Here is a 14,560-nt window from a genome sequence, read left to right as displayed (position 1 = left end):
GTCAGGCCTTGCTGCGAGCGATGATGTCGGCTGCGGTTCGCTGACCCATCCGAACGGCACCGTCGACGTGCTGGTACCCCTCGGCCGCAATGTCGGAGCACGAGAAGTGAATCGGGCCGACGGGCGTGCGGGAATCCGCGCCGTAGCGGTGCAGGCCTCCGAGGTCGAAGCTCGCTGCGTACGCACCGCGGGTCCATTCCTCCGAGCCCCAGTCGGATTCGTAGTACACAACCGGCTCTTCGGCCTTCGGGCCGAGATAGCGGGCAAGTGAGGCCAGAATCGTGGCCTTACGCTCCTCGACGGAAAGCTCGAACATCGCGTCGGCCTTCTCGTCGGAGACGAAAGCGACCAGGGTGCCGCGATCGTCCTCGTGGTTGGTGTTGTCGTACACCTCCTGCACTACCTCGGACGCGCCGAAGCCGGTGCCGGAGAGGCCGTCTTCGCGCCAGAAAGGCGTCTCGTACACCGCGTGAACCTTGATGACGAGGCCGAGGGACTGGTGCTGGTGCATCTGGTGCTGACGACGCGGCAGCGGGGGATCGTACGAGATCCGGGAGTAGAGGTTGGGCGGTACGGCCAGGATCACTCGGCTTGCCTCGACGCGAACATCGCCGTCCGCCAACACCGTTGCACCGGATTCGTTCCACTGCACCGTACGCACGGGTGCGTTGAGGAAGACGTCGTCGCCGAGGGCCTCTGCCATGCGGATCGATACCTGCTGCATTCCGCCGATCACTCGCTTGTCGAGGATGAAGTCCTCGTCGACGAGATGGGAGAACGAGCCTGCGGAAGCGGCCATGAGTACGGCCTGCAGGGCAGAGAACGAGTGGGCGGGCTTGGTGAGCATGCCACCGGCGATGAAGAGACCGATGTTGTCACGTGCCTCGGCGTCGTCGGACTGATTGATCAGCCACTGCTTGAAGGAGACTGTGTCGAGATCGCGGGCGAGGGGATGTGCCCACGGTTCCTCGGCGCCGATCTGCGCTGCGAGATCGTCCATCTCGTCGATGAGACGGTCCATCTCCTTCTTCGTGGTGTCGTTCGTGGGGAAGGAATCGCCCGTGTACTGCGTCCGCTCACCTGCCGACGAGATGTAGACGGACTCGCCCTCGCGGTAGCGCTCGAAAGTTTTCAGGCCGAGTTCGTCGAGCAAGGAGATCAGCGCGGTCTGGTCGGGGGAGACCCACTGGCCGCCGATTTCCAGAACTGCTCCGTCGATGGTGTCGGTCCACGTGCGGCCGCCGACGCGGTCGCGCGCTTCGATCACAGCGACGGTCAAACCGGCCTTGCGCAGCGCGGTTGCAGCTGCCAGGCCAGAGGGGCCGGCGCCGACGATTGCAACGTCTCTCTGGAGAGTAGGCACTTGCGAGCTCCTTCATGTTGAGCACCGCTCGAGTCGAAAGATGCCGACGAGCGAGTGAACGGGTGTCGGTTTTCAGTCTGTCCCGAGGAGACGCACACCACACCTGACGAAACGGAGTGTTCGATCGGTGATCTTGTGCCGTTTAGGCGCGGCTAGCCGTTGATGACGTGGCGATCGCCGAGCGGTCGGCTCAGCGGAACGTCCAGGCTGCCGAACACGGCAACCAAGATGCACATCTTGTCCGCGGCCTCCGGCAATGCTCCGGTTCGGAGCGTGACGATCACCGTCGTATCAGTCTCTTCGACGGTTGCGTACGCGCCGTAGCACTCCGGAGTACCGGTCACGAAGTGGACTGCCACCGTGTGATCGTCGACCTCGGACCACGATTCGAACATGGTGGCCGTCGCACCCACGATGTCGGTGCGGCTGTCGAACTCCGTGCCCATCTCGCTGTCGTCGACCTCGTCGGGAACGGGGGTTCCGAGCGACCAGTCGGCGGGACTTGCTTCGTTGGCCGCCATCGGATTCGGTGCGGCAACCGGCCCCGTGGTCTGGGCCCCGACGGAGCATCCGGCCACAGCAAGGCAGGCCAGAACGGCGAGGGTTAGTACACGCATGAATCCACCGTAACCCTGCTCAAGCGAGTAGCGCTGTGACCAGCGCAATTGCGGGAATTGACGCCAAAGTGGTGACAAAGGCACTGTCTCGGGCGAGGACCATTCCGCGCCGATAGCGGCTTGCATAGATGAAGACGTTCTGCGCCGTCGGCAACGTCGAGACGACCACGATGGCGAACAACTGATGACCGTCGATGCCGAGGAGGAAATGCGCCATCAGATAGGCCAGCACAGGTTGGACCACGATCTTGAGCGTCGATGCCAGCGCGACGTCGCGGCGTGGACTCGAGCCCTTCTCCAGCACCCGCACGCCGTAGAGCGAGAGCCCGAATGCCAACAGCGCACCGGGTACGGACGTCGCGCCGATCAATTCGAAAGGCTGCATCAGCGGCCGGGGCGGTACCCAACCGATCAACGCGACGATCAACCCCGCAGCGCCCGCGAGCACGATCGGATTCTTGAACGGGGCGGTGACGGTGTCGATCAACGAGAGCTTCTCGGCATCCGCGCCGCGAAGGGCCGTCAGATCGAGGATCGTCAAGGCGATCGGGGAGTACACGACGATCTGAAAGAGCAGGAGCGGCGCGACGAACGTGGCATCGCCGAGCACGAACACCGCGATCGGGATTCCGAGGTTGGCCGAATTCACGTACGAAGCCGACAGCGCGCCGATGGTCAGTTCGGGTAGCGGCCGATTGAGCCAGATCTTTGCGACGACGACGTACAGAGCGCCGACGGCAAAGGCAGTAGCCGACGCAACGGCGAGCGTCGGCGAGAAGATCACCGAAAGATCGGACGACGCGAGGGTGGTGAACAGCAGGGCAGGCGTCGCGACGAAGAAGACGAGTCGACCGAGAACGAACTGTCCTTGGCTACCGAGGGTGCCGAGACGGCCGAGGAGATACCCGACCGCGATGACAACAAAAATTACGGTGAAACCCGCAACAACTCCCGACACGCTGCGGGCACCTCTCGACTGGAATGAACGACTTCGGGAAAATCTTAGTCAGGGCAACAAAAAGGCCGCGCAGTCGAGTGACTGCGCGACCTCTTCGGTACTTCTACGTGTGACTACCGAGCACGTATGACTACCGGGCGGCGGTGAAGGGGAGCAACGCCATTTCGCGTGCGTTCTTCACTGCAACGGCGACCTGACGCTGCTGCTGCGGGGTCAGGCCCGTGACGCGACGGCTGCGGATCTTGCCGCGGTCCGAGATGAACGTGCGAAGCAAGTTGATGTCCTTGTAATCGACATGCGTGATCTTCGCTGCGAACAACGGGTTCTTCTTGGGCTTACGACCCTCTACGGGGCGTGGCTTCTTCGACGGTGAACGCTTGACTGCCATCCGACTTCCTTACCAGCTCGACTTGTGTACGCCAGGCAGTTCCCCACGGTGCGCCATTTCTCGCACGCGAATCCGGGAGAGCCCGAACTTCCGCAGGTGGCCGCGCGGACGTCCATCCGCAGCGTCTCGATTGCGCAATCGTACCGGACTGGCGTCGCGTGGTAGACGTTGCAGGGTCGCTTGGGCCTTCGCGCGCTCCTCTGCCGAGCTTTTCGGGGAGCGGATCGTCTCCTTGAGAGCGGACCGCTGCTCCGCGTACCGCTCGACGACGACCCGTCGCTGGTTGTTCTTCGCGATCTTCGACTTCTTGGCCATGCCTACTTCTCTTCTCGGAAATCGACGTGCTTTCGCAGCACCGGGTCGTACTTCTTCAGTACGAGTCGATCGGGGTCGTTACGACGGTTCTTGCGGGTCACGTACGTGTACCCGGTGCCCGCGGTGGACTTGAGTTTCACGATCGGGCGGATCTCGTTGCGTGCCATCTGCTCAGACCTTCTCGCCGCGCGCGCGGATCCGGGCGACGACGGATTCGATGCCGTCGCGGTCGATCGTCTTGATGCCCTTGGTCGAGAGCGTGAGTGTGATGCGACGCCCCTCGCTGGGCAGGAGGTAGGTCTTGCGCTGGATGTTCGGGTTCCAGCGACGGTTCGAACGTTTGTGAGAGTGCGAGACGGATTTTCCGAACCCCGGCACACGTCCGGTCACTTGGCAGTGAGCCGACATGGGTGTTCCTTTCAACTTGCAGATGACAATCATTTTCGACAATGCGGTGAGATCAATGTACCGTTCAACCTCGGTAATGACAATCATTCCCAGAAAGGCCCGCTGTGAACACGATCTTGGACGGCAGGACTCCGCTGGTCCTGGTCGCCGGCATGAGCGAATCCACCCCACACACCGCACGAGCGTTGCTGCGAACGGGAACTGTTCTGGTCCACCACGACCTGAGCCACGTCCGTGAAGGGGTGGTCCGGCGGACGGTCACCTCGATGACCGGGAGTGCCGGGTCTGCCGGCACTGTGTCCGAGCGCGAGACGATCCTCGAGCTCGCGCACGGCTGCGTCTCCTGCACCCTGCGCGAAGACTTGCTGCCGCTCCTGCGCCGGCTTCACTCGCACAGTTCGGTGCAGCGGATCGTGTTGCTGTTGGACCGGCAACTCGAGCCCGAGGCGCTGTGCTGGGCGATCGAGCACGTCGTCGTGACCGGCGTCGTCGGCCAACTGGAAGGACCGGCGCAGCGGGACGTCCGCGTCGATGCCGTCGTGACGTGCATCGACGCGGCGACCTGGCTGGCAGACGCCACCGGCGACGAAGCCCTCGACGACGACCGCACCCTGGCTCAGGTCGTCGTCGGGCAGGTCGACTTCGCCGACGCGCTCGTCCTACGCGGGTCCGATGCGCTCGACGGCTGGCAGCGGTCCCGCTTGAACGCGGTTCTCGCGCGCATCGCTCCACGGGTACCCGTCTTCGATGAGGGAGACGACATCGAGGCACTGCTCCTCGAGGTGCCTGCGGATGCGCGACGCGGTGAACTGGCCGACGCTCACTCACCGCTGTTGCGTCGCCAGCCGCCGCTCGACGACGACGGCGGAGTGATGCTCGTCGAGTTCACCGCGAACCGGCCGTTCCACCCCGGTCGTCTGCACGAGGCGATCGACGTCCTGCTCGAAGGCGTCGTGTACTCCCGCGGACGAGTCTGGGTGGCAACGCAACCGGGTGAAGCGCTCTGGCTCGAATCGGCGGGCGGTGGCCTGCGAGTTGCCAGCGCGGACACCTGGCTTGCCGCGATGACGCCGGAGGAACGAGACCGCGTTCCAGCTGAACGCCGTGCACTCGCGGCCCTGAAATGGGACGAGCGTTTCGGTGATCGCGACACCTCGATGGTCGTTCTGACGTGCGGTGCGAACCCGCTCGAGATCGACCGAACACTGCAGCACGCCTTGGTCACCGACGACGAATTGGCGGACGAAGCGTCGTGGGCAACGTGGGAAGACCCGTTCGGCGAGTTTCACGAAGACCCGTGTGACGAATCCGAATCACCTTATGCCGAAACCGAATCAACGCGAGAGGGAAACGAATGAAGAAGCAGATGCACCCCGACTACCACCCGGTGGTCTTCCAGGACGCCAGCACCGGCAAGAGCTTCCTGACCCGATCGACCGTGACGAGTGAGCGCACCGTCGAATGGGAAGATGGTGGCACGTACCCGCTGCTGGTCGTCGACGTCACGAGCGACTCTCACCCGTTCTGGACCGGAGCGCAACGTGTGATGGACACCGCCGGACGCGTCGAGAAGTTCGAGCGGCGCTACGGAAAGCGCAAGGCACTCTGATGGCCGTTCCCAAGCGGAAGATGTCCCGTTCCAACACTCGCAGCCGTCGTGCCCAGTGGAAGGCGACGGCGCCCGATCTGGTCGAGGTCACGGCCTTCGGCCAGACCCACCGAGTCCCTCGGCGACTGGTCAAAGCAGTTCGACTCGGGGTGATCGACCCGAGCCGCATCTGACCGTGCGATCCTTGGCCGGTGCTGCTGAGGATCCTCGAACTGGTGGGCATCGTGGCGTTCGCGGCCTCGGGTGCCCTGGTGGGCGTCACCAAGCGACTCGACATCTTCGGGGTGTGCTCGGTGGGTGTGTTCACCGGCATCGGCGGCGGTATCGTCCGCGACGTTCTCCTCGGCGTCCATCCGCCCAGCTCTCTGAGCAGTTGGCCGTACTTCGGAACGGCCGCCGCCACCTCACTCGCCGTGTTCTACCTCCACGAGCCGCTCAATCGACTGCGTCGTGAAATCCTGGCGCTCGACGCACTGGGGATGGGCTTGTTCGCGAGCACCGGCGCCGTCATCGCGCTGGACAACAACGCCAGTTCGCTGGCGGCGACGTTGATCGGTGCGACCGCGGCGATCGGCGGCGGCGTGATCCGCGACGTTCTCGTCAACGAGGTGCCACTGCTCCTGCACAAGGACCTGTACGCGGTTCCCGCACTGCTCGGCGCTGCGTTGGTGGTCACAGTCTCGCAAGCCGGACTGTCCACCAACGCCGCGCTGGTGTGCGGCACAGCGTTCGCCGCGGTGTTCAGACTGCTTGCGTTATGGCGTCATTGGAGCCTGCCCGGGCCGAGGCGAACCCGGGACTGACCGCGACACGCCGGAGGCCGGAATCGGACCCTCTCAGCCGCATCTCAGCACTTCAGTCCAAACTGTCGGTATGCGTATTTTGGTGGTCGACGACGACCGGGCGGTTCGCGAGTCGCTTCGGCGGTCGCTCAGCTTCAACGGCTACACGGTCGAGCTCGCGGTCGACGGACTCGACGCACTCGAGAAGATCCTCGCCAACCGGCCCGACGCCGTCGTGCTCGACGTCATGATGCCGCGACTCGACGGACTCGAAGTGTGCCGTCGTCTTCGCAGTGCCGGCGACGACCTGCCCATCCTCGTGCTCACCGCCCGCGATTCGGTCAGCGAGCGAGTGGCCGGTCTCGATGCCGGAGCGGACGACTACCTGCCCAAGCCCTTCGCTTTGGAAGAGTTGCTTGCCAGGTTGCGTGCACTACTTCGCCGCACCGCGCCCGATCTGGACGCCGATTCCGAAATGATGGCGTTCGAGGACCTCACCCTCGACCCGGTCACCCGTGAGGTCAAGCGCGGCGAACGATCGATCAGCCTGACGCGCACCGAGTTCTCCCTCCTCGAAATGCTCATGGCCAACCCACGCCGCGTGCTGACCCGTGGACGCATTCTCGAAGAAGTGTGGGGATACGACTTCCCGACGTCCGGCAATGCCCTCGAGGTGTATGTCGGCTACCTGCGTCGCAAGACGGAAGCCGACGGCGAACCGAGGTTGATCCACACCGTCCGCGGAGTCGGCTACGTCCTGCGGGAGACGCCTCCGTGATCACCGCTCCGTTCGGCAAGAACGCCGAACCGAAGAAATCCTCCACCACCCAAGCGTCCGTCGAAATGCGCCCGCCGATGCCACTGACCCGTTCGGTGTCATTGCGTTGGCGTGTGACGCTCCTCGCTGCATCGGTGGTGGCCATTGCCGTCGCAGTCATGGCGATCGCTGCCTACGCGGTGGTTTCGCGTGCGCTCTACGCGGACGTCGATCACCAGTTGCGTACCAGGGCGGCGGTGCTGATCGACAGCAATGTCGTGCGATTCGATCCTCGCTACATCTCCGGTGCGACGCTGTACACCACCGACATCAGTGTGGCCCTGATCTTCTCGGACCTGAGCACGTACCAGCCGCCCGGTTCCGACGTGCCGATCGGCGAAGCCGAAGATGCCGTTGCGCGTGGTGAATCGGATTCTTCGCTGCGAACCGTCGACGGCCAGCGAGTGCTGGCTCAACGAACGCATGACGGAAGCACTTTGGTGATCGGTCAGCGGCTCGCGCCGACCGTTGCGGTACTGGATCGGCTGGCCTGGGTGCTCTTCGTGGTCGGTGGGTGTGGTGTCATCCTGGCTGCGGTGGCGGGTACTACCGTGGGCCGCACCGGTTTACGACCCATTGCCAGGCTGACTGCCGCCACCGAACGAGTCGCTCGGACCGACGATCTGACGCAGATCCCCGTTACCGGCAGCGACGAATTGGCGCGCCTGACAGAGAGTTTCAACACGATGCTGCGGGCGCTCGCCGAGTCCCGTGAGCGTCAGTCGCGCCTCGTCGCGGACGCCGGACACGAGTTGCGGACGCCGTTGACTTCGTTGCGCACCAACATGGAATTGCTGATCGCGTCAAGTCGCCCCGGTGCGCCGCAGATTCCCGACGAGGACATGGCAGAACTTCGTGCCGACGTCGTCGCGCAGATCGAGGAACTCTCGACTCTGGTCGGCGACCTCGTCGACCTGGCCCGTGAAGACGCACCCGAAACCGTGTACGAGCGCGTCGACGTCAGCGACGTCGTCGAGCGTGCGCTCGAACGAGCGCGGCGCAGGCGCAACGAAATCGAGTTCGAGGCGGTCACCACTCCGTGGTACGTCTACGGAGATCAAGCGGGCCTGTCGCGTGCCGTGCTGAACGTCCTCGACAACGCTGCGAAGTGGAGTCCGAAGGGCGAACAGGTACGCGTCGAAATGCGTCCGGTGGGTCAAGGATTGTTGGAATTGACCGTAAGTGATGCGGGACCTGGCATTCCGGAGGAGGATCGGGAGTTGGTGTTCGATCGTTTCTACCGGTCGACTGCGGCACGTTCGATGCCGGGATCGGGTCTGGGACTTGCGATTGTGCGTCAGGTCGTCGTCAAGCACGGCGGCACCATCGCGATCGACGAATCCGATCGTGGGGGAGCGCTTGTTCGTATCGTGCTTCCCGGTGAACCGGGGCCGAGTGCCGAGTAGCGTGTTCTGTAGACCCGTTGGTCCCTCGCTTCGGTGACTGACGTCACGGCTTAATGCGTTCGGCCCGAAAGTCTTTCGGGCCGAACCGACAACACCGGTTTTTCACGTCGAACTCTGGGTAAAGTGACAGGCACGTCTCAGCGCCTTCTCAGCAGCGCAAGGCAGCATTGTCGGCAGAACAGTTGTGACTGCCCGTCCGGTGGTCACCGTAGACGAAAGCGAGCCGATGACCGAGGACCGTAACGTCGGGCCGACCCGGCCCGAGCAGCCCAACAGCGAGCCCACCACCCAGGCGCAGCCGACAGCACCTCAAGCACAGCCGACAGCACCTCAGGCACAGCCTCCCGTGCCGCCGCAGCAGCCTCAGGGGCAGGCGCCTCAGCAGCCGTACCAGCCGACCGAATCGTTCGCCCGACCCGCCGAAGCCCGACCCACTGAAGGCCGGCCCACCGAAGCCTTCGGGCAGGCGCAGCAGCAGCAGCCCACGCAGGCTTTCGGCCACCCGCACGGTGCCCATGAGGCCGCGTACCAGCAGAGCGCCCCGTACGGCGCACCCAACCCTGGTGGCCCCGGCGGTCCGAACGGCCCGGGCGGCGGCCACAACCAGATCCCCGCACCGCTGCAGGGGCCGAACTCCGGTTCGACCACCACAAAGCCGAAGTCGGGACGCATGGCGCTGGTTGCCGGCGCTCTCGCCCTGGTCCTGGTCAGTGGTGGTGTCGGTGGCGTGGTCGGCGCAGTCGTCGCGGACCGCAACGGTGGAACCGCGACGGTCACCAACTCTCTGAACGCTCCGAAGCCCACTGCGACCAACACGTCCAACGCTCCCGCCGGCTCGGTTCAGGCCGTTGCCTCGAAGGTCGTGCCCAGCGTCGTGCAGATCGAGGTAGCCACCGCGCAGGGACAGGGGGGTGAGGGCTCCGGTGTCATCCTGTCCTCCGACGGTCTGATCCTGACCAACAACCACGTTGCCGGCGCACAGGGAGCGCAACTTCGCGTTGCGTTCTCCGACGGAACCAAGGCCTCGGCCACTCTGGTCGGTGCCGACCCCGTCTCCGACATCGCCGTCATCAAGGTCGACGGTCGCAACGACCTCACCCCCATCGATCTCGGCAACTCCGGCGACGTCCAGGTCGGACAGCAGGTGGTTGCCGTCGGGTCCCCACTCGGCCTGGCCGGCACGGTCACCGAAGGCATCATCTCCGCACTCGATCGCCCGGTGTCCACGAGCGGCGAGTCCGGCAACCAGAACACCGTCATCGACGCTCTGCAGACCGACGCAGCGATCAACCCCGGCAACTCCGGTGGCGCCCTCGTCAACATGGACGGCCAGCTGATCGGCATCAACACGGCGATCGCCTCGCTCGGAGCGTCGTCGGGTACCCAAGGCGGTTCGATCGGCCTCGGTTTCGCCATCCCGATCGATCAGGCACGCCGCGTCGCCGACGAACTGATCAAGACCGGCAAGGCGACTCAGGCCATGATCGGCGTGACCGTGCCGTCGCAGGACAACGCCGACGGCGCAACCGTCATGGATGTCACTGCTGACGGGCCGGCAGCCAAGGCCGGTATCCCGAAGGGTGCAGTCATCACCAAGGTCGACGATCGTGTTGTCGCAGATGGTGATTCGCTGATCGCGGCAGTGCGTTCACATGCTCCCGGCGACAAGGTCTCGATCACGTACAGCGACGGCGGGCAGACCAAGACCGTCGACGTCACGTTGGGAACCGCGGCAGCGCAGGGCGGTCGATGATGTTCGGCGATCAGCAGACGATCGACCCGATCTTCGGCCAGATCGCAACGGCGTCGGGATCGGACACTACGGTAGGAGTCATGGAACTCGAAGCCACATCGGCCGGCCGCGCTCTGGTCGTCATCGTCGACGATCGCACAGCCCACGGCGACAACACCGACTCCATCGGTCCACTGGTCACGGAACTGCTGAACGAAGCGGGTTTTCTCGTCGATGCGACGGTCGCCGTCGCCGCCGACGAAGTGGAGATCCGCAACGCTCTCAACACCGCAGTCATCGGTGGCGTCGACCTCGTCATCTCGGTCGGCGGTACCGGGGTATCCCCGCGTGACGTCACTCCTGACGTGACCGCTGAGGTTCTCGATCGCGAGATCCCGGGAATTGCCGAAGCACTTCGTGCTTCCGGTCTTTCGGCCGGATCGCTCGAAGCAGGCTTGTCCCGCGGCCTCGTCGGAGTTTCGGGAAGCACCGTGGTCGCCAATCTGGCGTCGACCAGGCCGGCAATTCGCGACGGCATGGCAACCCTGACGGCTTTGGCGAGTCACGTGATCGCCGAGCTCTCCAGCCTCGAGGGCTGAGACAGCTTGTCGGAGCAACGAGATACCCCGAAGAAGCCGTCAGTCGACAAGAAGCGCCTGGCGCGCATCTTCGGGGACGTCTTTCCCGAGACGACGTCGGACGAGCGGGGTCCCGAGGGATCCTCGCGGTCCTCGGACGACGACTGGCTGCGCAGTCAGCGGCCCCCGCACCACGGGGGTTGAGAAGTAAATCAGGCCCCCGGACAATTGTCCGAGGGCCTGATTTGATCTGTGGGCACTGCCTATTCGAGAGTCTTGGCGTGCGCTCCCGTGTCGGCGCCACCGGCATTGGCCGAGAGGATGTCGCGGATCTGGATGAGCAGATCGGTTTCGCTGGCTTCCTTGTCCTCGGGCTCGGAGACGAACTTCTTCTTCGCCGCATTCGCAGGGACGATCAGCACGAAGTAGACGACCGCTGCGATGATGATGAAGTTGATGATCGCGGTGACGACCGCACCGAAGTTCAGGAACGTCTCAGCGGAGTCACCCGTCAGCTGAATGCCCCACCCGTATTCGTTGGCTCCGCCAATCGAAGCGACAAGTGGGTTGATGATATTGCTGGTGAAGGCAGTCACGATGGCGGTGAAGGCCGCGCCGATGACCACTGCGACGGCCAGGTCGAGCACGTTTCCGCGAAGCAGGAAGTCCTTGAATCCCTTGAGCATGTCGGTGTCCCCTCGAGTCTCCGATGGCAAGTGCCAGATGGTCCGTTGATACCGAACCGACTGGAAAAATCCTAGAGGAGCTTCGGACGCTTTGTGCGGTCAGCGGAATGTCACGGTGATCGCATTGGACAGAGATGCCGCGGCTACGACGTTGGCTGCTGGTGTCGGCAGGGCCAGCAAAATCACCTGTTCCTGCTGGTTACGTGTACTTTCCGACGTGGTGACCAACGCGACTACTGCTCCCGCTGCAAGAATCTGCGGGGCCTTGTCGGCAATTGATTCGTTGGGTGTGTCGGGGTGGGGTGTGTCTGGGCGGGATGTGTCAGGGCCGACGGTCAGGACGTCGACGACGTCCCCGCTGCGCAACATGTCCGCGACGGCCGCATCGGCCAATCGGACGGGGACGATGCGGGCGTCGTCGGTTCCTACCGACAACCCGGCCAGCCGTGGGCTGAGAACGCGCACGTCGGTGACGGTTTCTCCGGAGCGAATCGGGCCGGCAACGGTTCTCCCGACCACCAGGTCGGTGTCGGAGACAACTCCTTCGGGAAGTTGTTTCGAGTCGATCTCTCGCATCTCGACATCCGAATCCGCAATCACCTGCCCCGGAGTGAGATCGCGGCTCGAGACAACTACGGCGACCGTATTGGTCGCGGGATCGCCTCGAAAGAAGAGAACAACGCCGAGTGTGGCGAGGACAACGGCTGCGATCTTACGGACTGTCGCCGTGCGGAATCGTGTGCCCCGTGTCAGTTCGACGACGCGATCGAAGGTGCTCGGGCTGAGATCGAGTTGGGCGCGCAGTGGATCGGAGCGCCTCGGCGAGCGAGAACGTGCTGACGGCATTCATGCACGTTAGGGCCGGAAGCGGTGCTTCCGGCCCTAACCATGTGAAACTGTGGACAACCCGGAGGTTGTGGAAATCAGCTCGCGGCAGCCTTTGCGGGCGCCGGCGTGCTGGTCGACGAACTCGATGTCGAAGAGGAGTCCGACTTGGACTCGGACTTCGCAGCGGGTGCCGAATCACTCTTGGCGGGCTCGCTCGCAGTCCCGGAGCCGCCGCGGCTGTCGGTGCGGTAGAAGCCGCTGCCCTTGAACACGATGCCAACAGAGTTGAACAGCTTGCGGAGCTTGCCTGAGCAAGCTGGGCAGACCGTCAGCGAATCTTCGCTGAAGGACTGGACGATGTCGAAACGGTTGTCACATTCCGTACATGCGTATGAGTAGGTGGGCACCGGGCTTCCTCCGCACTGTGATGTTCGAGCAGCCGCGTATTTACACCGCAGCCTTTAGCACTCTACAAGTGACAGTGCCAACAGCGCTAATCAGGGATCTATTCCCGCAGATCAATCGCCTTGGAGCGGCGTGAGACCGCCGCTTGGCGTCAATGCCCAGCCCATGGGAATGTCGTGGTCGTCGGCAGGCAAGGCCTCGACGAGTTCGGAGTCTCTGACAATTGCCACGAGCCGAGTCTGTGGTCCGACCGACCCGAGCGTCCGGTCGTAGAAGCCTGCGCCACGGCCGAGGCGTGTTCCGCGAAGATCCACCGCGAGAGCAGGGACAAGCATGCATTCCACGTCGGACAGGGCTTCCGGTGGCAAGACGGGTCCGACAGGCTCCCGAATGCCGTACTTCGCGGGGCGCAAACCGTCCGCGCCGCTGTACTCGACCCAGGACAACGGTCCCGGCTCCCCGGTGATCGGAAGTAGTACACGCTGAGCGATCTCGGCAACGGCGTCGAGCAAATCGGTGGATCCTGGTTCGGTGCGGGTGGGGACGTACGCACAGACGACCGAGCCGTCGACAATCACTGAACGTATGTGCGTGATCAACGCCGCAGTTTCCGTGTTTCGAGTGTGCTCGGAGACTGCATCACGTGCTGCGAGTGTGATTTGTCGCCATTGTGCTTTTGTCTGAGGTGTCACCCCGCAACGATATTCGTCGTGCTGACCGAGCGGTAACAAGCGGCGGCTAAGGTGTTGGCATGACAGACGTTGTCGCTAGCAGCACGAGGGCCTTCCGTACGGCCGTGGTTCCCGCAGCCGGACTTGGTACGCGTTTCCTGCCTGCCACCAAGACGGTTCCGAAAGAATTGCTGCCGGTCGTGGACACACCGGGTATCGAACTGGTGGCAGGTGAAGCTGCGGACTCGGGAGCCGAGCGGCTCGTCATCGTGACGTCCCCGGGCAAAGACGGCGTGGTTGCCCACTTCGTCGAGGATCTCGTGCTCGAAAGCAAGCTGGAAGCAAGCGGAAAACTCGCTGCCCTGGCGAAGGTGCGCAAAGCGCCGGGTTTGCTCGAAGTCGACTCCGTGATTCAGGAGCAGCCCCTCGGCCTCGGGCATGCAGTCGGTTGCGTCGAGTCGGTTCTCGACGACGACGAAGACGCCATCGCGGTCCTTCTGCCCGATGATCTCGTACTACCGCGTGGCGTCCTGGAGATCATGGCGCGTGTTCGTGCCAAGCGCGGCGGGTCCGTTCTCTGTGCAATCGACGTCCCGAAAGACGCAGTCAGCGCGTACGGCGTCTTCGACGTCGAGATCGTTCCCGACGCGGTCAATCCCGATGTCCTCAAGGTCGTCGGCATGGTCGAGAAGCCGGCTGTGGAAGACGCGCCGTCGACCTTTGCCGCTGCAGGTCGCTATCTGCTCGATCGTGCGATCTTCGACGCACTTCGTCGCATCGAGCCGGGAGCCGGCGGTGAGTTGCAACTCACCGACGCCATCGCTCTCCTGATTTCCGAGGGCCATCCGGTTCACGTGGTGGTGCACCGCGGAACGCGTCATGACCTGGGCAACCCCGGCGGGTACCTCCGCGCTTCGGTGGACCTGGCGCTCGACAGTGACGATTACGGCCCGTCCTTGCGTAAGTGGCTCGCGGATCGGCTCGACCGCTGAGCGTG

21 protein-coding genes are annotated in these 14,560 nt (G+C 63.9%); 10 read left to right on the top strand and 11 right to left on the bottom strand.

Annotated features, from left to right (window positions below):
• Nucleotide 1 precedes the first annotated feature (1 nt).
• From RhoBH5_RS07280 to rpmB, 7 genes are all read right to left on the bottom strand, one after another.
• Complete coding sequence (locus RhoBH5_RS07280) at nt 2-1,363, bottom strand: flavin monoamine oxidase family protein (protein WP_050656887.1); 1,362 nt, start codon at nt 1,361-1,363, stop codon at nt 2-4.
• A 152-nt stretch (nt 1,364-1,515) separates the two neighbouring features.
• Entirely contained in the window at nt 1,516-1,980 is a 465-nt protein-coding gene (locus RhoBH5_RS07275) for a hypothetical protein (RefSeq protein WP_007727550.1), read from the bottom strand.
• 19 nt (nt 1,981-1,999) lie between these two features.
• Nucleotides 2,000-2,938, bottom strand: a complete 939-nt coding sequence (locus RhoBH5_RS07270) for an AEC family transporter (RefSeq protein WP_003946401.1) — start codon at nt 2,936-2,938, stop codon at nt 2,000-2,002.
• Nucleotides 2,939-3,068: 130 nt separating this feature from the next.
• Nucleotides 3,069-3,326 (bottom strand): 30S ribosomal protein S18, encoded by a 258-nt coding sequence (gene rpsR / locus RhoBH5_RS07265; protein ID WP_003946414.1) that lies wholly within the window; start codon nt 3,324-3,326, stop codon nt 3,069-3,071.
• Between the two features lie 9 nt (nt 3,327-3,335).
• Complete coding sequence (rpsN, locus tag RhoBH5_RS07260) at nt 3,336-3,641, bottom strand: 30S ribosomal protein S14 (protein ID WP_003946379.1); 306 nt, start codon at nt 3,639-3,641, stop codon at nt 3,336-3,338.
• Nucleotides 3,642-3,643: 2 nt separating this feature from the next.
• Entirely contained in the window at nt 3,644-3,808 is a 165-nt protein-coding gene (gene rpmG, locus RhoBH5_RS07255) for a 50S ribosomal protein L33 (protein WP_003946358.1), read from the bottom strand.
• Between the two features lie 4 nt (nt 3,809-3,812).
• Nucleotides 3,813-4,049, bottom strand: a complete 237-nt coding sequence (gene rpmB / locus RhoBH5_RS07250) for a 50S ribosomal protein L28 (RefSeq protein WP_003946346.1) — start codon at nt 4,047-4,049, stop codon at nt 3,813-3,815.
• A 104-nt stretch (nt 4,050-4,153) separates the two neighbouring features.
• Between rpmB and mrf the strand changes: the two genes are divergently transcribed.
• From mrf to RhoBH5_RS07205, 9 genes are all read left to right on the top strand, one after another.
• Complete coding sequence (mrf, locus tag RhoBH5_RS07245) at nt 4,154-5,407, top strand: ribosome hibernation factor-recruiting GTPase MRF (RefSeq protein WP_270008107.1); 1,254 nt, start codon at nt 4,154-4,156, stop codon at nt 5,405-5,407.
• On the top strand, nt 5,404-5,658 hold the full coding sequence (locus tag RhoBH5_RS07240) for a type B 50S ribosomal protein L31 (RefSeq protein WP_003946367.1): 255 nt from the start codon (nt 5,404-5,406) through the stop codon (nt 5,656-5,658). Before mrf ends, RhoBH5_RS07240 begins: the two co-directional genes overlap by 4 nt.
• Nucleotides 5,658-5,831 (top strand): 50S ribosomal protein L32, encoded by a 174-nt coding sequence (rpmF, locus tag RhoBH5_RS07235; RefSeq protein ID WP_007727540.1) that lies wholly within the window; start codon nt 5,658-5,660, stop codon nt 5,829-5,831. Before RhoBH5_RS07240 ends, rpmF begins: the two co-directional genes overlap by 1 nt.
• 18 nt (nt 5,832-5,849) lie before the next feature.
• Nucleotides 5,850-6,461, top strand: a complete 612-nt coding sequence (locus RhoBH5_RS07230; protein ID WP_003946409.1) for a trimeric intracellular cation channel family protein — start codon at nt 5,850-5,852, stop codon at nt 6,459-6,461.
• Nucleotides 6,462-6,531: 70 nt separating this feature from the next.
• Nucleotides 6,532-7,218 (top strand): response regulator transcription factor, encoded by a 687-nt coding sequence (locus RhoBH5_RS07225; protein WP_003946387.1) that lies wholly within the window; start codon nt 6,532-6,534, stop codon nt 7,216-7,218.
• A 65-nt stretch (nt 7,219-7,283) separates the two neighbouring features.
• Nucleotides 7,284-8,663 (top strand): HAMP domain-containing sensor histidine kinase, encoded by a 1,380-nt coding sequence (locus RhoBH5_RS07220; protein ID WP_020908630.1) that lies wholly within the window; start codon nt 7,284-7,286, stop codon nt 8,661-8,663.
• 226 nt (nt 8,664-8,889) lie between these two features.
• Nucleotides 8,890-10,416, top strand: a complete 1,527-nt coding sequence (locus tag RhoBH5_RS07215) for a S1C family serine protease (protein ID WP_234551792.1) — start codon at nt 8,890-8,892, stop codon at nt 10,414-10,416.
• An 80-nt stretch (nt 10,417-10,496) separates the two neighbouring features.
• Entirely contained in the window at nt 10,497-10,994 is a 498-nt protein-coding gene (locus tag RhoBH5_RS07210) for a MogA/MoaB family molybdenum cofactor biosynthesis protein (RefSeq protein ID WP_176720912.1), read from the top strand.
• Between the two features lie 6 nt (nt 10,995-11,000).
• Entirely contained in the window at nt 11,001-11,177 is a 177-nt protein-coding gene (locus RhoBH5_RS07205) for a hypothetical protein (RefSeq protein WP_165639126.1), read from the top strand.
• A 59-nt stretch (nt 11,178-11,236) separates the two neighbouring features.
• Here RhoBH5_RS07205 and mscL read toward each other — a convergent pair whose 3' ends face one another.
• From mscL to RhoBH5_RS07185, 4 genes are all read right to left on the bottom strand, one after another.
• Nucleotides 11,237-11,659 carry a large conductance mechanosensitive channel protein MscL gene (gene mscL, locus RhoBH5_RS07200; RefSeq protein ID WP_030536328.1) on the bottom strand — a complete coding sequence of 141 codons (423 nt, stop codon included), beginning with the start codon at nt 11,657-11,659 and terminating at the stop codon, nt 11,237-11,239.
• A gap of 99 nt (nt 11,660-11,758) precedes the next feature.
• Nucleotides 11,759-12,505, bottom strand: a complete 747-nt coding sequence (locus RhoBH5_RS07195; protein WP_270008106.1) for an SAF domain-containing protein — start codon at nt 12,503-12,505, stop codon at nt 11,759-11,761.
• A gap of 77 nt (nt 12,506-12,582) precedes the next feature.
• Nucleotides 12,583-12,894 carry an FmdB family zinc ribbon protein gene (locus tag RhoBH5_RS07190; RefSeq protein ID WP_003946378.1) on the bottom strand — a complete coding sequence of 104 codons (312 nt, stop codon included), beginning with the start codon at nt 12,892-12,894 and terminating at the stop codon, nt 12,583-12,585.
• A gap of 111 nt (nt 12,895-13,005) precedes the next feature.
• A complete protein-coding gene (locus tag RhoBH5_RS07185; protein WP_042921299.1) occupies nt 13,006-13,584 on the bottom strand; it encodes a 5-formyltetrahydrofolate cyclo-ligase in 579 nt (192 codons plus the stop codon).
• A gap of 59 nt (nt 13,585-13,643) precedes the next feature.
• Between RhoBH5_RS07185 and RhoBH5_RS07180 the strand changes: the two genes are divergently transcribed.
• Complete coding sequence (locus RhoBH5_RS07180; RefSeq protein WP_003946415.1) at nt 13,644-14,555, top strand: UTP--glucose-1-phosphate uridylyltransferase; 912 nt, start codon at nt 13,644-13,646, stop codon at nt 14,553-14,555.
• Nucleotides 14,556-14,560 lie beyond the last annotated feature (5 nt).

The organism is Rhodococcus sp. BH5, assembly GCF_027583855.1.
GTDB lineage: Bacteria > Actinomycetota > Actinomycetes > Mycobacteriales > Mycobacteriaceae > Rhodococcus_F > Rhodococcus_F qingshengii.
The sequence above is the reverse complement of the archived record's forward strand: the minus strand, read 5'-3'. Positions and strand labels throughout refer to the sequence as shown.